This is a genomic window from Euhalothece natronophila Z-M001 (assembly GCF_007904085.1).
In the GTDB taxonomy this organism is placed as follows: Bacteria; Cyanobacteriota; Cyanobacteriia; order Cyanobacteriales; family Rubidibacteraceae; genus Halothece; species Halothece natronophila.
On the sequence record NZ_CP042326.1, the window covers coordinates 146428 to 167820 of the forward strand.

The 21393-nt window shown below is 41.6% G+C and carries 18 protein-coding genes and 1 pseudogene; 2 read left to right on the forward strand and 17 right to left on the reverse strand.

Going from position 1 to position 21393, the window contains the following annotated elements:
- Positions 1-44: 44 nt before the first annotated feature.
- From FRE64_RS00665 to FRE64_RS00695, 7 genes and pseudogenes are all read right to left on the reverse strand, one after another.
- A pseudogene (locus FRE64_RS00665) lies at positions 45-1543 on the reverse strand (IS5 family transposase).
- Positions 1544-1928: 385 nt separating this feature from the next.
- Positions 1929-2693: a twin-arginine translocase subunit TatC gene (tatC, locus tag FRE64_RS00670; protein WP_146294197.1), complete on the reverse strand. Its 765-nt coding sequence runs from the start codon at positions 2691-2693 to the stop codon at positions 1929-1931.
- 86 nt (positions 2694-2779) lie between these two features.
- Positions 2780-4162 (reverse strand): MFS transporter, encoded by a 1383-nt coding sequence (locus FRE64_RS00675; protein WP_246140361.1) that lies wholly within the window; start codon positions 4160-4162, stop codon positions 2780-2782.
- 279 nt (positions 4163-4441) lie between these two features.
- Complete coding sequence (locus FRE64_RS00680) at positions 4442-5449, reverse strand: sirohydrochlorin chelatase (RefSeq protein ID WP_146294199.1); 1008 nt, start codon at positions 5447-5449, stop codon at positions 4442-4444.
- Between the two features lie 73 nt (positions 5450-5522).
- A complete protein-coding gene (gene mltA / locus FRE64_RS00685) occupies positions 5523-6665 on the reverse strand; it encodes a murein transglycosylase A (protein WP_146297226.1) in 1143 nt (380 codons plus the stop codon).
- 137 nt (positions 6666-6802) lie between these two features.
- Positions 6803-7495, reverse strand: a complete 693-nt coding sequence (locus FRE64_RS00690) for a hypothetical protein (RefSeq protein WP_146294200.1) — start codon at positions 7493-7495, stop codon at positions 6803-6805.
- Complete coding sequence (locus FRE64_RS00695) at positions 7492-7899, reverse strand: RusA family crossover junction endodeoxyribonuclease (RefSeq protein WP_222597840.1); 408 nt, start codon at positions 7897-7899, stop codon at positions 7492-7494. Before FRE64_RS00695 ends, FRE64_RS00690 begins: the two co-directional genes overlap by 4 nt.
- Positions 7900-8020: 121 nt before the next feature.
- Here FRE64_RS00695 and FRE64_RS00700 point away from each other — a divergent pair, with 121 nt between their 5' ends.
- Entirely contained in the window at positions 8021-8299 is a 279-nt protein-coding gene (locus FRE64_RS00700) for a hypothetical protein (protein WP_186708905.1), read from the forward strand.
- A 53-nt stretch (positions 8300-8352) separates the two neighbouring features.
- Here the strand turns inward: FRE64_RS00700 and FRE64_RS00705 are convergent, their stop codons facing one another.
- The 3 genes from FRE64_RS00705 to FRE64_RS00715 are packed head-to-tail and all read right to left on the reverse strand — an operon-like array spanning position 8353 to position 9501.
- Entirely contained in the window at positions 8353-8727 is a 375-nt protein-coding gene (locus FRE64_RS00705; RefSeq protein WP_246140362.1) for a hypothetical protein, read from the reverse strand.
- Positions 8728-8774: 47 nt separating this feature from the next.
- Positions 8775-9203, reverse strand: a complete 429-nt coding sequence (locus FRE64_RS00710; protein ID WP_146294201.1) for a heavy metal-responsive transcriptional regulator — start codon at positions 9201-9203, stop codon at positions 8775-8777.
- Positions 9204-9219: 16 nt separating this feature from the next.
- On the reverse strand, positions 9220-9501 hold the full coding sequence (locus tag FRE64_RS00715) for a PepSY domain-containing protein (protein WP_146294202.1): 282 nt from the start codon (positions 9499-9501) through the stop codon (positions 9220-9222).
- A gap of 121 nt (positions 9502-9622) precedes the next feature.
- Here FRE64_RS00715 and FRE64_RS00720 point away from each other — a divergent pair, with 121 nt between their 5' ends.
- A complete protein-coding gene (locus FRE64_RS00720) occupies positions 9623-12367 on the forward strand; it encodes a cation-transporting P-type ATPase (RefSeq protein ID WP_222597841.1) in 2745 nt (914 codons plus the stop codon).
- A 42-nt stretch (positions 12368-12409) separates the two neighbouring features.
- On the opposite strand, the gene proB is transcribed toward FRE64_RS00720, so the two are convergent.
- From proB to FRE64_RS00755, 7 genes are all read right to left on the reverse strand, one after another.
- Complete coding sequence (gene proB / locus FRE64_RS00725; protein ID WP_146294204.1) at positions 12410-13525, reverse strand: glutamate 5-kinase; 1116 nt, start codon at positions 13523-13525, stop codon at positions 12410-12412.
- Between the two features lie 227 nt (positions 13526-13752).
- Entirely contained in the window at positions 13753-14304 is a 552-nt protein-coding gene (locus FRE64_RS00730) for a YqeG family HAD IIIA-type phosphatase (protein ID WP_146294205.1), read from the reverse strand.
- A 137-nt stretch (positions 14305-14441) separates the two neighbouring features.
- Positions 14442-16493: a thioredoxin domain-containing protein gene (locus tag FRE64_RS00735; RefSeq protein WP_146294206.1), complete on the reverse strand. Its 2052-nt coding sequence runs from the start codon at positions 16491-16493 to the stop codon at positions 14442-14444.
- An 82-nt stretch (positions 16494-16575) separates the two neighbouring features.
- A complete protein-coding gene (locus tag FRE64_RS00740) occupies positions 16576-16899 on the reverse strand; it encodes a hypothetical protein (RefSeq protein ID WP_146294207.1) in 324 nt (107 codons plus the stop codon).
- Between the two features lie 279 nt (positions 16900-17178).
- Positions 17179-18462 (reverse strand): M16 family metallopeptidase, encoded by a 1284-nt coding sequence (locus FRE64_RS00745; RefSeq protein WP_146294208.1) that lies wholly within the window; start codon positions 18460-18462, stop codon positions 17179-17181.
- A gap of 256 nt (positions 18463-18718) precedes the next feature.
- The gene (locus FRE64_RS00750) at positions 18719-19021 is read right to left on the reverse strand and encodes a hypothetical protein (protein WP_146294209.1); all 303 of its coding nucleotides are present in this window, start codon (positions 19019-19021) and stop codon (positions 18719-18721) included.
- A gap of 236 nt (positions 19022-19257) precedes the next feature.
- Positions 19258-21348 carry a cation:proton antiporter gene (locus FRE64_RS00755; protein WP_146294210.1) on the reverse strand — a complete coding sequence of 697 codons (2091 nt, stop codon included), beginning with the start codon at positions 21346-21348 and terminating at the stop codon, positions 19258-19260.
- Positions 21349-21393: the final 45 nt, after the last annotated feature.

Genomic DNA, 21393 nt, shown 5'->3' on the forward strand with positions numbered 1-21393 from the left:
AAATTGAACGCTAATCAATTAGTGAAACTAATCCTTTATGCGATTTACATAACTTTACCTAATATTTTCCCCTGATTTGGTAGAAATTGCTCAAAAAGAAGATACAACACCTCCTTTAATAAGGTGTTTAAATTCATCACTAAAAAGCAAATCGCAATCGCTGTTTCCGAAGTTGAAGCTAGTTTCATCATGATTTGATTTAAGCTCAATCTTCTCTTTCCTTGTCCAAATTTTCCTTCAACTCGCGCGTTCCCTAGCGCCGTGCGACGGCGCGGGGTCGCTCGTCGATCTCATTTCTAACTTTTTCATCTATTTCTCTTTGTTTCTTTTCCTCTAAACTTAATGATTTTTTCGGTCTTCCTAAAGGAGGGCCACTCATCCTAATTCCCCTGACTTTACACCAAGCTCGGTTTTCTCGCGTCCGATAAATTTTGTCCACATGAACGGATTCTGGGTAATGTCCTGTGTAGGTTTTAAAGGTTTCTACTTGTGCTTGAAACTCTTTTGACTCATTATAATTGTCCCAGCTTAGATAATCTAAGTAAACGTATCCTTCAAAACAACTCGCAGATAACTTAGCTCCAAATTCGACTGGGGTTCCTGCTTTTCCTCGTACAATGGGGCGAATCTGAGGCTGGCTTAAACTTACAATTCTGTTTTCAATTCTTTTCGCTCGATTCTCATACATCCACTGTTGTTGACGATAAATTTCGTGGATGACTAGTAAATTTTTATATTGCTTTTTATTTAAATAATTTAGAGAACTTCCTTAGTTAATTAAATTTTCTAGGTGGGAGAGGTTTCGTCTGATATATTGTAGTTGCTTTTTAATCCCTTGACGACGTTTCTCAGAAGAAGGTTTTCTCTGCTTGGCTAGAACTAAATACTCTTTTCTAGCTTGTTGACGGTAAGTTCTTGGCTTCTGCTTGAGTTGTCCACGAAGAGGTTGATAGAGAAGATCAATAAGTTTTTCGGTTTCTTTTCTCGCTGCATTGAGTAGTGCTAGATCTTGAGGATATTTGATGTCGGAAGGAGCACAGGTAGCATCAAGAATTAGTTTTCCTCGATTGCTTTGGTCCTCAGTTTCTGAGTTGTCTTCTTCTTGATTTTCTGAGGGAGAGGAATTTGAGGACTCCTTTTTACGGTTCATTTGTCCAACCCGACGATTAATCTGATTAATTAAATCCCCACTAATTCTTTTTCTAAAATGAACTAGCATCGACGCATCCAAGGGTGCTTCTTCTTGATAAGAGGTTAAGCCAATAAAATACTGAAGATAGGGGTTTTCTTTGATTTGCTCGATGGTTTCTCGGTCACTAATTCCTAATTTCTCTTTAATTATTAAAGAACCTAGAGCCATTCTAAAGACTTTGGCGGGAGCTCCTTTTTCTGATGAAAAATCCTGAGCATATTCCGCTTCAAATTCTTCCCATGGGATTAACTCTGCTAAAATTACCCATCGATTGTTTGCTGATAACTTTCCGGAAAAGGGAAGCTCAAATTCCTCTGGGGAGTCTAGAGAGTAATGTGCTTTTCGATACATAGAATGATTCAGTAGGTTTAGGGAAGATGCAAGGTTTTTCCTCATTTTACTCCATTTTCCGTTCAAAAGCGTGCTTTAATTTTTCCTGAAACCCTCTCTAACTAAGAAATTTAGTTTTATTTAGCAAGCTCTAGCTAAACCATTTGTTTGGAATTTCAAGGGGTTTGAAGAAGCTAAATGTACTGGTTAGTTATTTCTGCCAGCCTGCACTAGTTGCCACCTATGTCTTTGCTTTCGTCTTTGATTTAGGTTTGCTTGGGGTTTGGCTGGGTTCTACCTGTGATTGGGTGGTTCGTTGTTTCACGCTGGTGGTGATTTTTTCCCGAGGCAAATGGTACAAAGTTGCTGTGTAATAGCTTACAGTTCAGAATCTGGGATTAATTGCTTATCTTCCTAAGAGTTTGACTACGCCAATTCCCCCAAAGTATAAACTTAAAACTGCTCCTGCAAGAAGAGATTGGGTTAAGGGATCAGTAGAAGGGGTTAAAATTGCTCCTAATACCACTGAACCAAGAACCACATAACGCCATCCTGCAATCATTACGTTCGAGGAAACAATGCCTAAAAGTCCTAATAATACCTGAATAATGGGAATTTGAAAGGCTAAAGCGGTGCTAAATAGCAATAAGAGAACAAAGCGGAAATACAAATCAATTGACCACATTTGATCCACTACATCCTCACCATAGTTGATAAAGAACTTTAACGCGGCGGGAACAAGGGCATAATAAGCAAAGACTAATCCCACACCAAACAGTAAGGTTGACCCTACCATGACAGGAACTAAGAGGCGACGTTCCTTACGGGTTAAGCCAGGGAGGATGAATAACAAAATTTGATAGACAATGAAGGGACTGGCGATTAGTAAGCCACTATATCCTGCTACTTTAATGGAGACAAAGAAGTATTCTCCAGGGGCAAGTTGCAGAAATTTTACCCCTTGGGCTGGAACTTGCAGAATTTCTACAATCGGGCGCACAAAGATAAAACAACCAATAATTCCTACGCCAACAGCGATTAGGGAATAAAAAATGCGCCAACGGAGTTCTTCGAGATGGTCAAAAATTGACATCTCCTTTTCGTCGGGGATTTCGTTGAGATAGTCACTGTCAGCGCGATCGCGCTCTGTGGAAGTTTCAACTGGGGACATTTCTCGGATTAATTATGGTACGGTATTTTTCTTAAACTATTCTATCTTGCTCTCCCCTGTCCTCTAACCTTGCACAGCAAATCGGATTATTGTGTTTGTTCTCGTTTTCGTTCGCTTAATTTTAATAAAATCTCTTCATGAAACTCGCGAGTAATGGGATACATCCACGCAAAAATGATTCCCCCAATTAACACAAGACTAGGTATGGGGCCAATTAACCAGCGAATCGCCAGTAATGCGGAATCTGGTTGAGCCACATCTGCTGCGATGTCTTCCCCGTTGGCAGAGACTAATCCTGCTGCGTCTAAAATTCTTCCGACCATAAAAAGCGCGATCGCGACGGCAATTTTTTGTAATTGCACCACAAAGCCATAAAAAATCCCTTCCCGTCGTTGTCCTGTTTCTAACTCATCTAAATCCACGACATCTGGCAGCATTGACCAAGGAATCAGATAAGCAACGGCTAATCCTGCCCCTGCTAAAACCGCAAGCCCATACATGGCAACCACTTGACCGGGCTGTAATAAAAAAAGTCCAGCTTGGGCGATTAAGGTTAAGGGAATGGCGGTACAATAAACTTTGCGCTTACCCCAACGTTGCCCTAAATAATTCCAACCTGCCATCACGAGTAAGCCTGTTCCCTGTACGGTGATTGCCATTTGGGTAAAGTGATTTTCTTCTAGTCCCATCCAATTCACCACAAAATAAGGGAGCATTGATGCTGTTACCTGTAGCCCTAGCCAAGAACAAAGATAAATCCCCACCACAAATAAGAAAGGGCGATTACTTAGGGCAATGCGAATTTGTTGCTGAATTGGTAAGGTAGGAGGGCGAGAAACCTCAGTCCGTTTTTTCTGTAAGAGCTTAAATCGTTTATAAGTGCCGAAAACACAAATATAAGTGGATAAAGCCGCGATCGCGCCACAAATGCTTCCTGCAATGAAATACTGTCGCGCAGGATCATCAACCACACTAATTGTCCCCTGCATAATCAGCAATCCCAGCATACTGCCAGTAACGCTAAATCCTGCCTTATAACTAATTAAACTGGTTCTTTCGTTGTAATACTCAGTTAATTCCGCCCCTAATGTGGTATAGGGTAAAACCACAGAAGTAAAAGCAATATGAAAAATAAACGCGAGTCCACAATAGTAAAGAAATAAGGCTTGGCCACTGAGGGGAGGAACCCACCAGATCAGCGCAAAACTAATGGCTAAGGGAATGGCAGCAATGACCATCCAAGGATAACGTCGTCCCCACCGAGACTGGGTGCGATCACTGAGCCAACCAATGAGCGGATCATTAATCGCATCCCATGCTCTGGCTATTAATAAAACCGTTCCTGCTAGCCCAGCACTTAACCCAGCAACATTGGTGAGAAAAAAAAGTAAGAAAAAGACTAAAACACTTGCTGTAACCTCGCCAGCAAATTCACCAATCCCATAGCTAAATTTAGTTGATAAACTCATGGGATGTGTTTTATCAAAAGATGATTGTGAGTTTGGTTCGATAACCATAAAAAATGAACATCACTAACAATTATTGTGATACCATTTTCAACAACTCGGTTAAATTATATCCGCCCTTACCTCTCTTACATAATGGGGTTTGGGCGAATCGTTTTCTAACACTAGTTTATGGAAATGGTATAGAAAACTATGAGTCAGTGTATCGAATTATGATTATTTTTTCCAAACTCGTATTTTGTCTTCTTCTTAACTAATATTTAAGTGGTTTTAAACATGGGATTACGGGGCTTGCCAAATTTTATTATGATATTGTTCAACATCGGCATAAGGATCCACAGGTTCATGGTTATGATCATGATGGTGGTGGTGATGATGCCCATGATCATGGCTATGCCCATGATGACTGTCTCCTGACACCGCTGCCAGACGGAATTTACACATTTCGCAGTTCATTTTTACTTCCCCAGTTTGGGTTTCAATTTCGCGATCGCGCAACACTCTTAAAAGGTTAGGATGAATCCCCATTTCTGGTAAGCAAGTCATGGAAATGTCAGGATATTGTTCCTGTTGTTGGGCAGTAATATCAAAGATTTTTTTCACTAATACCCCTGTAAAGAGGAAATAGGGAAGAACAATAATTCGTTTCGGTTGATAAAATCGGGCGCGATGGAACCCTTCTTCTAGCCGAGGATGGGTAATGCCAATGAAACAGGTTTCTACTGTTTTATAACCACTTCCTTCCCACAGCATTCTGGCGAGTTTACAAACATCGCCATTGGCATCAGGATCGCTGGAACCGCGTCCGACAAATAATAAAACCGTTTCCGAACGAGGAATATTATGAGGATTATTTTCTGGTTGATCCAGTTCAGCTAACCGTTCGCGCCACAAGTCTAAAATACTGGGAGTAATGCCAAAGTGTCGCCCGTAATTAAAGCTAATTTGCGGGTAAATTTCTCGCGCGCGATCGAGTTCATTGGTGACATCAAATTTATTATGTCTAGCAGCAAATAAGAGAATCGGTAAAGCCGAAAACTCAGTATAACCTTGTTCCACTGCTTGGGTGATTCCCTCTTGAATCGTGGGAGTGGTTAATTCCAAAAAGCAGGGAATAACTGGACGAGACGGATCTAACTCCTGATAGGCTTCGGCAAAGTCAATAAAGGTTTGTCGCCCTTCAGGATCTTTCGTTCCATGACCGATTAATAACAACGGACGCTGTTTCGGTAAAGGAGGAAGTTCGATCTGAGTTTCGCTGTTAGCTGGTGAATAAACGATTGAAGTCAATGTAAACGCTCCTTTTTCTCTAGCCCTGCTATCTTAACGGATTTTATAATAAGTATAAATGCAGGGGAGGGGGTTAAGGGGTGGGGTCTTTCAATAAGAGATAATAAAGTTCTCCTGTCCAGTCAACAATACCAGCCCGACGACCTGCATCTTCTCCTGTTCCGAGAAAGAGATCCACACGCCCTGCTCCTGTGATCGCGCTACCCGTATCTTGATCTAAGACATACTGACTGACTAATGGGGTTTCGATTTCATTGTTGTCATTGATTTCTGGAAATTGAGTATGAACTAAAGCTAAAGCGCCAGGTGGCATTAAGGAATTATCAGTCGCGATCGCGCGATTTGCTGTTACAGGAACGCCTAAATTCCCCTGAGGTTTTGCCCCCCCTGTTTCTCGGAAGAAAATAAAACTCTCATTACGTGGAATATAGGTATCTAAATCTTCAGGATTCTCTTCAAAATATTCGATTAATTTCGGAAGGGAGAGTTCATCCCGTTCAAATTTGCCATCTTCAACTAACTCGCCGCCAAGACTGGTATAAGGGTAATCAGTTTTCCCAGCATAGCCGACAGTAATTGTTTCTCCATTATCTAATTCTAGCTGTGCTGACCCTTGTACATGGATTAAAAAGGCTTCTAGACGATCGCGCAACCAAGCAATTTCTTTTCCAGCAAGAGGGCTATTTTCCCCTCTTCCGTCAGTTCCTTCTAACTCTTCCCGCGTTGGGTGAGGAGACTCCCAATCCTCCAAATCACTGGGACGTTCATAAAGGGGATAACGATATTCCTCATCTGGGGTGCGACTTGCTTCATAAACAGGCTCAAAATACCCCGTAAAATGAACAGTTCCCTGATCATCTTTTCCCACCGCTTGATAAAAGGCAAACTCCTCTCTCACGGCATTGCGTAGGGCTTCTGAAGACGGGGCATGACGGACTAATTCTCGAAAACGGAGAAGCGATTGATAAACGCGATCGCGCGTTACTCCTTCCACTGGATAATCTTCATAGGCTTTTTGGGCGCTAGGTTGTTGTAAATAGCGCAAACTATAATTAATTGCCTCAATTAGTGCTTCTCTATCTTCCAAATTTGCATCAAATCCTACTTCCTCTGGCAATTCCTCTGGTGATACCTTTTCTAAAGGAACTGCCAAGGCTACAGAATGAGATAAAATTACCCCTAACCCAACTGAAAGACCAACCAATAAAGACTTCATTCCTTTACCCGTCACTTTTGCTGATTCCTCTACTATTACCACAACTAGGGAGACGATGGTGCTTACCAACTGTTCCAATCTTCTCGTAATTCGCAAAGTCTTAAGCCCGTGACGAGACTTGAAATACTGTTAAGGCTTTAATTTTCATGGGAATGATATTCATGACTAGAGTTCAAACTCACCAAGAGTTCCTCTGTAATTTTAATTAAATCATACACTGACTCTTGTTTGACTTGAGTGGTTTTAAAACCATGAGCAATAGCGTTACGGAGTGAAAAAACATTCATCAGCAGTTGATATTCAGATCGAGAAATTACTCCCTCTGTTGCTAAGTGTTTCATCAAGTAAGGTGGATCAACTCTTGCCAAAGTTAATCCTTCATGCTCTGCCACAAGTCTTAAAGTTGCTTCTACTAAAGACCAACCATAAAGGAGAGCCGAGGCTGGATGATCTGTTGCGAGTTTTTTTACGACTTCTATCTGTGATTTAATTTCAGGTACTTGTAGAGAACTTTCTGCTTGAGAGGAATAGGTAAACTCTTCAGAATTTCTCATGACTAACTTAAATCGCCAACCTGGATTTTTTTCCACAGTTTGGGCGAGATTATGTAAATATTGCATTGAAGAAGAGTCGAGTGAAGAACGTGACTTAACTTCAATAACTACGCCTTCATTTCCTCGGCGTACCACTAAATCAGGGCAATAGTTTTTAAGAAAGTCAGGGAGGTTTTCAGCACTAGGATACATTAAAACCTCATAGCCTTGATTTCGGTACTCCTCTGCTATTTTTAGTAATTCCTCTCTTTCTACATTTACAATTGGAGTTGTCATGAAATAAGTACCTCTTGGTCAGGAGCATCAGCTACAAGAATATGCAGAAATTCATTTCCGCGAGCAAAGCCATCTGCTAAGGTCGGGGTCATATCTTCTATTTTAAAGTTACCTGATAAATTTCTCTTCCTAACCAAAACATCCGTTACTTGCTCATCATCGACATAGGCTAATCCAATTAGCGCATCTTGAATTGGTTTAACTATATTGTCCACATCCATACCAACAATGTCATAAAAATAAGTAATTTGTAGCATCACCAGTCCGATTGCAGTTTTTTGTCCTGGGAACCAGTATTGCTCAGCTTCTTGTCTGACTATTTCTTTCCATTCTTTAAGACGCTCTTTTCTGCGAGTCTGTTGTGATACTGGCGGTCCATCGACTATAAACTCAAGTTGAATCAATACACTTTTACCTAGAGAATCAGGACTTCATTGAAGCCACAATAGCTAAACAGAATGCTCAGATGTGTACACTCTCTTATAAATCTAAGATTGGCTTTGAATAAATTTTAACGATTCGTCTATGTCAAAAATATCAGTTACCAAAAAAGCAATTATTTGTGGGTATTACGGACAAAATAATGTTGGTGATGACGCACTGTTAATCAGTTTACTTGCCATGCTTCCCTCCCACATTAAACCATTAGTCTTATCTGGTAATCCTCAAAAAACACAGGAACAGTTACAAGTGGAGGCACTTCCTAATCGTTCAGCTTTTCCAAATTCGCATCAAGTCCCACTTCCTCTGGCAATTCCTCTGGTGATACCTTTTCTAAAGGAACTGCCAAGGCTACAGAATTAGAAAAAATTACGCCTAACCCCACTGACAGACTAACCAACTAAAGACTTCATTTATTAGATCTCCTCATTACTTTCTACAGTGACATTAGCTTGTTCATCCACTGTAACCACTGTTTGAATCGTGAAATCATCCGATCCTATTTCTCTCCCTCTAATAGTAAATCGCCAAACTCCGTCTTCAATTTCTTCATAGTTAGTTTCTTCCACTGGCCCATGCATCGCTGGTTCAGCGCGGTATTGCCCTAAACCGCCATTTTCTTGTTCCGCTGCTTGACGGGCAAGGTTTTTAGCACGATTCTTCGTAATTAATTGGCGATATTGTTGACGAACAGAAGATTCTGCTTCTGATGCTTCTTGTGCTTTGAGGGGCACATGACTACTAACCGCCATGCTACCCATAATCATAAATATTATTATTATATTTTTCATAAAATCAATCACTCCTCAACAATTATCAAAATAACTTAATTATTGCCCTAATAATCTTCAGGTTGAATAATTGGACAAATCCTCTCATCAGGGGGTGCTTCTAAAATTGGATCTGCCCCTGCCAAAAGTAATTTAATCTGGCATTGTAGATGCTTAAGAGCTTCTATTTGTTCCTCAATTTGAACCACTTTATTTTCTAAGTGATCTTTTATATCATGACAGGGTAGCTCGCCGCGATCGCGCAATTTTAGAAACTCTCGAATTTCATCTAAACTCATCCCTAAAGTTTGGGCTTGGCGAATAAATTGCAAACGGATCACTGTTGTTTTTTCATCAAATAAACGGAATCCCCCTTGGGTTCGTTTAACCGCATGAATTAAATCTAAATCCTCATAATAGCGAATTGTTTTTATTGGCAAACCCGTACTTTTACTTAATTCGCCAATCTTTACTAAATTGGTCACTTCAGTTGACATATCAAAACCTGCTTACTTAACGACGATTTCTCGAACGAAGTTGCCACCACATCGTTATTCCTGTCACGGCTAAAATTAATACCCCAAAAGCATTGAGAAATGGATAAATAAATTGTAAATCTAAAGCCCCAAATTTCCCCGTATGAAGTTCTAGTAACCAAAGAAAATCTTGAACCTCTCCGGTTAAGATAGCAACTTGATATAACGCTCCTGTGAATAAGGTAAGCATTAAGGGTAAAACCATGATTGGGGCAAACCAACGATGAAGTTGTCGCAATCGCTGTCGATTAAAAGTCATGATAAAACATTAGGAAACTTACTAATTACTTAGTTCCATAATAGTCAATCCCGTTGTTGAGTCATTGCCTTTATACTAAAGAAGTTGAGTAAACAAACATTTTCATAAAACAGATATGATTATGGAAAAAGAACAGGAATCCTATGTCAATTATTATGAGATTCCTTATCAAGAAGTAATTGAAAAACTCACAACGGATGCTGAACAAGGCTTAAGCCAAACCGAAGTCAGCCAGCGCTATGAACAGTATGGTGCTAATGAACTAGAAGCCAAACCGGGCAAACCCTGGTGGTTACGACTCCTTCTTCAGTTTAACGACCCCCTATTATATATTCTCTTAATTGCAGGGGCAGTGAAGGCGTTTATGGAGTCTTGGACTAATGCCATTGTCATTTGGGGAGTAACCGTACTCAATGCAGTCATTGGTTATGTGCAAGAAGCCAAAGCAGAAAGCGCGATCGCGTCTTTAGCGAAATCTGTCACTACTGAAGCTACGGTTCTCCGCGATGGCAAGCAAGTGCGAGTTCCCTCGCGAGAATTAGTCCCAGGGGATATTGTCACTATTGCCTCTGGGGATAAAGTGCCAGCTGACATTAGGCTTTTTAAGGTTACGAACTTACAAGTGGATGAATCGGCACTCACAGGAGAATCAGTCCCTGTAGAAAAATCCGTTTCTCCCCTTGCTGGTGACACCGTCTTAGCAGATCGAACTAATATGTGTCATGCAGGTAGTTTTGTTACCTCTGGGCAAGGTAGTGGCGTAGTTGTTGCTATTGCGAATGCTACCGAAGTGGGCAAAATCTCCAAATCTATGGAAGAGAGTGTCACTCTCACTACTCCATTAACGCGGAAATTTGCCAAATTTAGCAAGGTTCTACTGTACATTATTCTTGCCATTGCTACCTTTACCCTGATCGTCGGGGTTGCCCAAGGGCAGGATTTACCCACCATGTTTGATGCTGCAGTTGCTTTGGCTGTCAGTGCCATCCCAGAAGGGCTTCCTGCTGTCGTTACTATTACTCTCGCCATTGGCGTAAATCGCATGGCTGCCCGAAATGCGATTATTCGGAAACTTCCTGCTGTGGAGTCTTTAGGGAGTGCAACGGTTATTTGTTCTGATAAAACAGGAACATTAACTGAAAATAAAATGACTGTGCAGCGGATTGATATTGCTGATGAACATTATGTGGTCAGTGGTACTGGGTATAGCCCGAATGGAGAAATTGCTTTAGCCCAGCATGGTAGCGAAGAGGCTTCTATTACTGATGGCTTAAATCCTGCGCTACAAGAATGTTTAATGGCTGGAATTTTGTGTAATGATTCTTGGCTGGAAGAAAAAGGTGGTGATTGGACAGTTATTGGCGATCCCACTGAAGGGGCTTTAATTACTGTGGCAAGTAAGGTTGGTTTAAATCAGTCAGACGTAAATAAGGAAAGACGGCGTTTAGATGCCATTCCTTTTGAATCTCAGTATCAATATATGGCAACCCTTCATGGGGGAGATTCGCCCATTATTTATGTCAAAGGATCAGTCGAGGCAATTCTCAAACGCTGTTCTCAAGAAATAACATTACGCGGAGAAAAAATCCCTCTACAACGGGAAGTGATTGAAAAATCAGTGGAGGAAATGGCAGCTCAAGGGTTGCGAGTTCTAGCTTTTGCCAAAAAAGAGGTAGATAGTAACCAGAAAAGTGTTGATCATGAAGATATTCAAGGGGAGTTAGTCTTTCTTGGTTTACAAGGGATGATTGATCCGCCACGGGAAGAAGCCACAAAAGCCGTTGCTGCCTGTCAAAGTGCTGGCATTCAGGTGAAAATGATTACGGGAGATCATGTGGCAACTGCCCGCGCGATCGCGCAGAAAATGGGCATCCAAAAAGAAGGTCAAGTCCTTGCCCTCACTGGACAACAATTAGAACACATGGATAAAGCAAAAATTGTCCATAATGTGGAAAAAGGCTCAGTTTTTGCCCGTGTTGCCCCTGCCCAGAAGTTACAACTGGTAGAAGGCTTACAATCTCAAGGAGAAATTGTTGCCATGACAGGGGATGGCGTGAATGATGCCCCAGCGCTGAAACAAGCTGATATTGGCATTGCGATGGGGCAAGGGGGTACGGAAGTAGCCCGAGAAGCCTCAGATATGCTACTCACTGATGATAATTTTGCCTCAATTGAAGCTGCTGTGGAAGAAGGGCGCAATGTTTATCAAAATATCCGTAAGGCGATCGCGTTTCTCCTCCCCGTTAATGGTGGGGAATCTATGACTATTCTTATCAGCGCTTTACTGGTACGAGACTTACCGATTCTCGCGATCCAAGTCTTATGGCTAAATATGATTAATTCGGTGACGATGACGGTTCCCCTTGCCTTTGAACCAAAAACAGCAGGATTAATGCAACAACCCCCTCGCAATCCCAATGAACCCTTAATCACAGGAAAACTGCTACGACGGATTGGTGTCGTTTCTCTCTTCAACTGGATTTTAATCTTTGGTGTCTTTGAATGGGCAGAAGCGGTTACGGGGGATATAGATTTAGCTCGCACTATGGCAATTCAGGCTCTTGTGGCAGCACGGATTATCTATTTACTTAGCATTAGTCAGCTTGGTGTTGGTTTAGTGCAGTTTATTCGTGGCAATATCAGTGGATTAGCTAATACCTCTGCCATTGCCGTTGGCATTTTAGCGGCAGTTGCTTTACAGATTCTCTTTAGTCAAGTAGGGCTAATGAACGTCTTATTTGAAACGGCTTCCCTAAGCTGGCAACAATGGCTTCTTTGTCTCTTACCCATGTTACCCATGATTCCTACCGCAATGTTGGCTAATCGCATTGATCCACCAAATCCTAAAACTGCAACTGAAAATTAGAGTGGACAGTACCACCCCTTTAAGCGGGTGGTTAGATTGTATTTACGCGACCATTGACACCATGTTATTGCGGTGAATTACGGTTTCAGTGTTGGCATATCCCAGTATCTGGGGAATCTCCTGAGATTGTTTTCCCTGAATTTGTCGAATTTCGCTACTACTATAATTGACTAATCCTCTCGCAATTTCTTTTCCTTCTGAATCACACACAGCAACCGCTTCTGAGGTTTGAAACTCTCCTTCAACCCGAGTAATGCCTGCTGCTAAGAGAGACTTACCGCGATCGCGAATCGCTTTTACTGCCCCCTCATCTAAATATAATTGTCCTACTGGCACTAAGCTATAGGCAATCCACCGTTTACGCGCACTTTCTCCTCGGGGTTGGGCTTCAAAGTGCGTTCCACACATTTCCCCTGCTAAGATTCTATTAATGCTTCCTGGTGTCTGTCCATTGGTAATTACAGTTTTTACCCCTGCACTGGTGGCAATACGAGCAGCGGCTAATTTAGTTACCATGCCACCAGTTCCCCATTGTGATCCCCCTTCACTGACTTGGGCTTGTAATTGTTCTAGTTCTTCTTTGGTTACCACTCTCTCTACTGGTTGCGCTTGGGGATTATATCTGGGATCTGCTGAATACAGGCGATCAACATCGGTGAGAAGAAATAAATAATCGGCTTCCACTAAACTGGCGACTAATGCGGAAAGGGTGTCATTATCCCCCACCTTTAACTCTTCCACTGCAACTGTGTCGTTTTCATTCACAATGGGAATCACCCCTAAACTTAATAGGGATTGAAAGGTATTGTAAATATTCACATAAGCTGTGCGCTGGATGAGTTCTTGTCGGGTAAGCAAAATTTGCGCGATCGGCTGTCCTAAACTGGAGAAAAAATCATCATAAATTCGCATTAATCGTCCTTGTCCTACCGCAGCCACAGCTTGCTTTAAGGCAGTTGTACGGGGGCGTTCTTTAATGTCTAAACGTCCACAACCAACTCCTACTGCCCCAGATGACACTAATATTACCCTAACATCATTTAAGCGTAAATTTGTCAAGGTTTCGACTAAGGTGGCAATGGTAGAAAGCGCTAATAAGCCTGTTTTTGCCTGCGTCAGGCTAGACGTGCCAATTTTGACAACAATGGTTTGAGACATAGTTAGGACTTAAAGACCGTTATTGGTTATTCGTTAACAAAGGACAATTATCATCACCCCATTCCCCTATCTCCCCATCTCCCCGTCAACTTCCACCCATCATTTCAAGGTTGACAGACCATTAGTTAGGGAGAAGCAATTAGGGCGATTATCCCAGTTATTCCCAGACAATCGCCCCAATTATAGTGGATTTAGTGTCATTAATTCTTTATATTTATTTAAAATTTCTAAGAAAAAGGCTGATCCGTTTGAGGAGGGGAAGTTTGCTGATGATCTGGAAAGGTCACTCCTAGCAATTGGGAAATTTTCACTTCTAAACGATGAATGGGATAGTCACGATGTAGCAATGTTGGATCAAACATTGGTTCGACTAAAATTGTAAACAATTGTAAACGATTGCCAGCTAAAACATCAGTAAAAACGCGATCGCCGACCATGGCAATTTCATTAAAACGTAATTCCATCGCCGCCGCCGCCTGTCGCAGACTTTTACGAGACGGTTTTTTAGCAGCTAAAAGATAGGGGAGATTTAAAGTATTAGCAATTCCCCCAATGCGAGTTTTATTAAAATTATTACTCACTAACCAAATTTTGGTAACGGGACGAATTTCTTGTAACCAAGCCATTAATTCATCTGATGCTTGACGGGATTTTTTGGGAACTAAGGTATCATCCACGTCTAAAATTAATCCCTTAAGATTGTAACTGTTTAGAATCTCTGGTGTTAGGTCAGTAATGGGTTTTCCTAAAACTAAATCTGGTTGTAATAAGTTTTTCATTTGTTATTTGTTTGTCCTTCGTTGTTTGTCCTTCGTCCTTTGTAAACCAATGACCAATGACCAATGACTAATGACTAATGACTAATGACCAATGACCAATGACCAATGACCAATGACCAATGACTAATGACTAATGACTAATGACTAATTGTTATTTCTTTAACTTGAGACATGAGTTGTTCTTGAGTCATTGCTGCTTCTAAACAGCTTAATCCCTGACAAACTAAAGCAACTGCATCAGGGGGTAGCGCCGTTGCTACTTCATAAGCACAAGTGGGAAAATACTGGGGAATTAATGCTTGTAATTGTTCTGGAGTAGAACGAACTAAGGCACTGTGCAGATACCAATCCAAACCAGAAAATAATCCCGGACAGGCTTGGGGAGATTTCTCCATAATACTACTAAAGGCTTGCAGAGTTTGTTCGGCGCTACTGAGATAGTCTAGTTGTTCTTTGAGGAGAAATAAACGCACTAAATTGGTAACAGCAACCCCATTCGCTGCAGGAGTGGCATTATCTATATAGGTGCGTTCCCGAATAATTAATTCACTACTACTATCTTTAGCGGTGTTGAAATAGCCTCCTTCTTCGGAACTCCACAAATATTGATCAAATTCGGCTTGGAGTTGGGTAGCGTGATCTAACCATTCTGTTTGTTCAGGATGACAGGAATAAAGATCAAGAAGGGCTTTAATAAAGAGGGCATAATCTTCTGATTGGGCAGGAACAGTGGCTTTTCCGTTATAGTTGAGACGATAAAACCGTCCTTCTACCCATTGATTCTCCCAGATAAACTTAGCCGCTTTAACGGCACAATGCCAGTAATTTTCGTTGCCAAAGACAGCATAAGCCCTTGCTAACCCAGAAATCATTAAGCTATTCCAAGCGGTGATCATCTTGGTATCAGTGACAGGGGGAATACGCCCTTGCCAGTTTTCTTGCTTGGCTTGGCTGTTATTTTCGGCTGGGGGAAAGGTGCTGATTTCGGTAGAAGCCTGACCATAGCGGGCTTGAAATAACTTTTCTAAGGCATTTTTAGCGGTTTCAGAGAGGTTTCCTAGTTCCTTGCGTTGTAGAACATTACTACCTTCAAAATTTCCTTCTGCGGTAACGGTAAATTCAGATTGAAGGGCTTGTAATTCTTCTGCACTAAGCAGGGTTTCTAATTCCCGATACGACCAAACATAAAATGCCCCTTCTTCTGGTTCATCTGCATTAGGAGTGGTAAAGCTATCTGCGTCTTGGGAAGCGTAGAAATATCCCTCTGGGGCGGTCATTTCCCGTTCTAGCCATTTCACTGTTTCCTCAATGGCAGTGGCAAAGGCTGGTTCTTTAACGCCAGAACTCCACAAGTTAGCAAGATACTCGACAATTTGTCCATTATCATAGAGCATCTTTTCAAAGTGGGGAACTGTCCAAGTCGCATCAACTGTGTAACGGTGGAAGCCACCGCCGACATGATCATAAATGCCCCCAAGGGCTAAATCCACTCCTCGTTGGTGGGTAATTTCTTGTGCATCGTAGCGCGAGTCATAACTAAAACGGGTTCCACGCAGGGCTAATTCTGCATAGGGAATCATGGGAAAACTAGGGGCAGTTCCGCGATTACTGGTAATGCCAACGCCTGTTTCGATGCCTTGGAATAATAAATCTTTATTAAGAGGAGTATCAGAGGTGGGAAGACTTGCGGATCGTTCTAATAACCCCATGACCTCACTTTTGAAGTTATTTAGTTTTTCTTTTTCTTGGTCATAAAATCGCCGCACGGCTTTCAGGATTTCTAGGAAACCAGGGCGACCAAAACGGGGTTCAATGGGGAAATATGTGCCACCATAAAAGGGAACGCGATCGTCTGGTGTGAGGAAAATATTCAGGGGCCAACCACCTTGTCCGGTCATCATCTGTAACGCCTGCATATAGATGCTATCAAGGTCGGGGCGTTCTTCGCGATCGACTTTAATGGGAAGAAAGTTCTCATTCATATACTGCGCGATCGCGCTATCAGAGAAGGCTTCTCCCTCCATGACTGTACACCAGTGGCAACTAGAATACCCCACAGAGAGGAATATCGGTTTATCTTCGGCTGCTGCTTTTTCTAGGGCTTCGGGACACCAATACCACCAATCAATAGGGTTTTCCGCGTGTTTCCGCAGGTAGAGGCTTTCGGTTTGAGCGAGACGGTTGGTCATCAGTTTAGTTAGAATGCTTCTATTTTAGTGTGGCATACTGAAAACCCTTCTCAACAAAAAGGTACCACCTGCCTAGAATAAATCAGTATGTGTTCTTTGCTGATGTATGATCTAACTGCTCAATTGTTTGACCAAGCTGGAATAACTGAAGTTCAAGTGCCTCACCATAATCAAGAGCATTTTCAGGACGAGTTTTGATCCCTCGTACTAAAGCCGCCATCCGAGCTTGTATTTTGTTTCCTCGCTGTTGCGCTAGCTGAGAAAGCTGGAACAATTGAAATTCAAGTGCCTCACCATAATCAAGGGCATTTTCAGGACGAGTTTTGATTCCTCGTACTAAAGCCGCCATCCGAGCTTGTATTTCTCTTAAATCTTTCGTGCAGGCAGAATGGATCATGATTGACATAGCTTTTTCCTCTCCTAACAAGCGTAATTTAGTTTTATTTTTAAGGTAAACCAAGGACATTGATCTAGATTACATCAAGATTAGCAATTTTACACCCTATAAATCTCATATAAATCTCATAAGTATGTAGTTAGTATCAACCTAGCAAGAGATTAAGCCACGCGATTGCCTTCTGCAAGTAGTGAAGCCAGATCGCGCTTCTGGAAAAGAATTTTCGTAAAATGAAGAATAATCATCATCCTGAAAAATACTAATCTTCAAGTCCCTTAATACGTACAATCAACTAGGTGACATTATCACTGCACCATAAGCATCAGGAGAGAGATATTTTTGGGCGGCTTTTTGGAGATCCTCGGGGGTAAGATTTTGAATGACTTGTGGATAATTAAATGCAGGATTCAAGTCTCCTAATTGCGAGAAGAAATAACCATAAAGGTTTGCGCGATCGCTGGGTTTTTCATTGCCAAAGATATAACTATTCGCTACCTTGGCTTGAATGCGGTTTAACTCAGCAGAACTCACTTCTTCTTGTTGCAGACGTTTAATTTGTTCAACAATGGCTGTTTCTACTTGTTCTAAATTTTCCTGAGGAAGTTTTGCTGATACAGAAAAATGTCCTTGCAATTTTTGGGTAGAATTACCTGCAGCGATCGCGCTGACTAACTTTTCCTCTTCCCGTAATTGACGGAATAATCGTGACACCTTTCCTTGTCCCAAAATAGCCGCTAACACATCTAGAGCATAAGTTTCTTGTAAATTATCTAACCCGGGTACTCGCCACAACATCACTAGTCGCGCTTGCTGTAATTGCGAATCTTGATAAGAATTACGAACAATCTCAGAAAAAGGTTTTTCTGGTGCGGGAAAGGAGACACTTGTTGGTAACGGAGAATAACATTGAGGCGCAATTTTCTCCCATGCTTCTGTAACTGTATTAATTAAGGTTTCCACAGGCAAATTTCCCACCACACTCACCGTCATATTTTGAGGGTGATACCATTGACGATGAAATTCACGCATTTGTTCAGGAGTGACTTCAGAAATCACTTCAGCAGGACCTAAAACAGGACGACGATAGGGAAGAGACTGAAAACAGGTTTCCATCGCCCGCGCATAAGTCCGACGCATCGTATTATCATCACTGCGACGGATTTCCTCTAGAACAACTTTCTTTTCTCGCTGAAACTCATCTTCAGGGAGACTAGGGTTTGTCACTAATTCCAACTGTAAGGGGGCAAGTTCCGTAAAATTTTGAGGGGCAGTAGTAATGTAATAATGGGTGTAATCTTGGCTAGTAGCTGCATTCATCATCCCCCCTCGTTGTTCTACCAACCGATCAAACTCTCCAGGCTTGAGGTTCGGGGTTCCCTTAAACATCATGTGTTCCAAGAAATGAGCCATCCCATTAATAGCATCTGGTTCCACAGAGGATCCCACTTGAAACCAAATATTGAGGTTAACGGCTTCCACAGGAAGTTGTTCTGCAATAATCGTAAGACCATTGCTAAGTTGATGAATAGTGGGAATATTAAGAGCAGGAGTATTAAGAACAGTCGAGGTCATATCTTAGCGATTCAATCCATAAAGAATACTCCCTTGATCTTAATCCCTAAGTCTTGGATTTTTCTATTCCTGCTGTGATAGTGTTTTTTTGAGCCTCTTCTGCCTAAAGGCGAGAAGATTCCCTTGTAGACTCTTATCTAGATTTAACTCTTAGAGTTAAATCCCCGACAGACCGCCGTTACAGGGCTGTTTGGTCACGGTCGCTCCAACCGCAGACACTTACATCTTAACACAGAACGCCATAAATGGCGGGGTTTTAAACCCGTAATTTTACGATAATTTCTCCAAATTGAAATAATTGAAATTCTAGCGCTTCAGCATAATCAAGGGCATTTTCTGGGCAAGATTTGATCCCCAGAATTAAAGCTGCTATGCGATCTTCAACTTGAATTGCCTGCTCTAGGGAAGCTTGACGAAGCTGAAATAATTGAAATTCTAGCGCTTCAGCATAATCAAGAGCATTTTCTGGGCAAGCCTGAAGTCCCCTAACCAAAGCAGCTAGATGAGCTTCTATGATTCTTAAAGCTTGAACTTGGTTATTATAAATAATGCTGTTCACTTGTTCTTCCTTCTCGTTTCATCAACCGAGATAACAACCGTTTATTTACTCACCTAAGTGATACATTTTTGACGTACTTAAAATTTTTTTACTACGTATATTAACATAATAAAGGGACAACTTAAGGATTGACCACTAAAAAATCTCATATAAATCTCATACTGAGATCAGGGTTTAGGATGATTATCACCGAAAGCACGGTAGGCTACGACCTCAGCGAAGCGGGTTAGCGTAGTTTATGAGTGAGGTTCGCCAAACAAGATGAAAGAACAGGCTAAAGAATCCATGACCTCAGTAGTCACATCACTAACGGCTAATCCTCCCGCCGTGCGACGACGCAATGAGCGTAACACAATCAAATCAAATGAGCGAGAAGCTCTTAAAAGAACTTTTGCGGTTTTATCATGAGGGACAGTTTTAATCCGATAGGATACGTTTAGCTCTGGTTGCTCTAATACTTGTCTAATTTCTTGTTCAAAGATTTGAATTTGTTCCTTATCTGTTCTGGGATCACAAACATGAAGATAAGTAACTGAAGCTTGATGGGTATCAGCAAATAACTGAGCAAACCGAATCGCCCTAACAGCGGTGACACTAAGATTTTTAACAGGAACAAGAATCCGATGAAGATTTATCGGTTCATCCAGTAGCCGTGTGATCACTACAGGACAATGAGAAGACCAAATTACATTATCAATTAAACTGCCAAATAAGCGCGATCGCAGTCCTGTTACCGACTCACTCCAGCCCATAAGGATTAAACTGGAATCTTGTTCTCTCGCGGTGCGAGTAATCCCTTCTGCAATATCATCATCAATACGTAGTAAAGGAGTCGCTTTAACCTTAAACTCTTGACTATAGGCTGCTGCCTTTTCCAGTAATTGTTCCGATTCTCGTAAAGAAATCGATAAATCAGGCTCATCCATGTGAACATGGGCTTTAGTAATCACCAAAGGAACAATTTTCCCTGCCTCATGATTGGCTAATAACGCCGCCATTTCAATTAAATATCTTTCTGTGAGGGGATTGTAAATGGGAACTACGACAGTAAATTCTTGCGCCTGTCGCTGTTCTAAGTTTGGCGTATGTTCTTTTTCTGATGAGGCTTCCACCTGTTCCCACCATTGCCAATCCCCCCCTGTTTCTAATCCGGTAGTGGTTAAAGGCAAATTCCGACCAAATCGTTCTGTTAAAGTGGGCCCTATAATTGAGGTCACTAACATTAAGACAATCACCGTATTAAAAACCTCTTGAGGAATAATACCAGCATTGACTCCAGCTAAAGCTGCTGCTAAGGTGGCTGCCACTTGAGGAAGAGACAACGACCACATCGTCAAGGTTTCATCCCAAGAATAACCATAGAGTAACTTAGAAATATAACTTGCTAAAAACTTGGAGACGAATAATCCCCCAATCATAATAAGAGGAAAAGCAAAGTTCTGGGTAACAGTTTCAATAAAAACAGGAACATCTAATAACAACCCCATCCCTACAAAAAAGAAGGGAATAAATAATGTACTACCCACAAATTCCACTTTTTCTTCCACCGGACTATGTCCCACCACATCATTAACTGCTAGTCCGACTAAAAAGGCCCCAACAATTTGATCCACATTGATCAGCTGCGCTCCCACTGCAGCCAAAAATAAAACTAATAAAACAAATAGAAACTGGTTACTTTCTTCATCCCCAGTGCGCCGAAAATAGGCTTTCCCAGCCCAATCTACACCAAATAAAATTAATACCGCATATAAGGCTAAAGCTCCTAACTGTAAAGCTAGCATCAAAGGACTAAATTCTCCCGCATCAATGGCAATGCAAATCGCTAAAACCAATAAGGCGGCAATATCGGTAAAAATGGTGGCTCCCACAGTAACAGTAATTGGCTCATTACTACTAATCCCTAAGCGATTGACAATTGGAAATCCTAGTAAGGTATGAGACGCAATTAGCGAACCAATGAGAACAGAAGCTACCCAATCAAAGCCAAACAATTGACCAACTAAAGTTCCTGTAATGATTGGAAAGGCAAAGGTAGCAAATCCAAACCCCATGGAGCGATTTTTGGTTTTCCGAAACTCAGCGAGGTCAATTTCTAAACCTGCCACAAACATGAGGTAGATTTTACCCACATCTGAGAGGAGATCAATGGTTTCGCTATCTGGACTCAGAAGTTGTAAACCATTGTCACCAAGAATAATTCCAGCTACTAATAACCCAACTAAACCGGGAAGCCGTAATCGCTCAAATATAGGAGGGATGGTTAAACTGACTAGGAGAAGAATGGTAAACTCAATCAGTGGGCCATCAGGAAGAAAGTCAAGCAAAGTTTTATCACCCCAAATTTCATAAGAAAATGAGCCCCTACCATC

What these genes read in the sequence shown, in the direction of transcription:
- tatC (WP_146294197.1), bottom strand. Translation starts at nt 2,693, where the DNA reads ATGTCCCCAGTTGAAACTTCCACAGAGCGCGATCGCGCTGACAGTGAC.
- FRE64_RS00675 (WP_246140361.1), bottom strand. Translation starts at nt 4,162, where the DNA reads ATGAGTTTATCAACTAAATTTAGCTATGGGATTGGTGAATTTGCTGGC.
- mltA (WP_146297226.1), bottom strand. Translation starts at nt 6,665, where the DNA reads ATGAAGTCTTTATTGGTTGGTCTTTCAGTTGGGTTAGGGGTAATTTTA.
- FRE64_RS00690 (WP_146294200.1), bottom strand. Translation starts at nt 7,495, where the DNA reads ATGACAACTCCAATTGTAAATGTAGAAAGAGAGGAATTACTAAAAATA.
- FRE64_RS00700 (WP_186708905.1), top strand. Translation starts at nt 8,021, where the DNA reads ATGTCAAAAATATCAGTTACCAAAAAAGCAATTATTTGTGGGTATTAC.
- FRE64_RS00705 (WP_246140362.1), bottom strand. Translation starts at nt 8,727, where the DNA reads ATGAAAAATATAATAATAATATTTATGATTATGGGTAGCATGGCGGTT.
- FRE64_RS00710 (WP_146294201.1), bottom strand. Translation starts at nt 9,203, where the DNA reads ATGTCAACTGAAGTGACCAATTTAGTAAAGATTGGCGAATTAAGTAAA.
- FRE64_RS00715 (WP_146294202.1), bottom strand. Translation starts at nt 9,501, where the DNA reads ATGACTTTTAATCGACAGCGATTGCGACAACTTCATCGTTGGTTTGCC.
- FRE64_RS00720 (WP_222597841.1), top strand. Translation starts at nt 9,623, where the DNA reads ATGGAAAAAGAACAGGAATCCTATGTCAATTATTATGAGATTCCTTAT.
- proB (WP_146294204.1), bottom strand. Translation starts at nt 13,525, where the DNA reads ATGTCTCAAACCATTGTTGTCAAAATTGGCACGTCTAGCCTGACGCAG.
- FRE64_RS00730 (WP_146294205.1), bottom strand. Translation starts at nt 14,304, where the DNA reads ATGAAAAACTTATTACAACCAGATTTAGTTTTAGGAAAACCCATTACT.
- FRE64_RS00735 (WP_146294206.1), bottom strand. Translation starts at nt 16,493, where the DNA reads ATGACCAACCGTCTCGCTCAAACCGAAAGCCTCTACCTGCGGAAACAC.
- FRE64_RS00740 (WP_146294207.1), bottom strand. Translation starts at nt 16,899, where the DNA reads ATGTCAATCATGATCCATTCTGCCTGCACGAAAGATTTAAGAGAAATA.
- FRE64_RS00745 (WP_146294208.1), bottom strand. Translation starts at nt 18,462, where the DNA reads ATGACCTCGACTGTTCTTAATACTCCTGCTCTTAATATTCCCACTATT.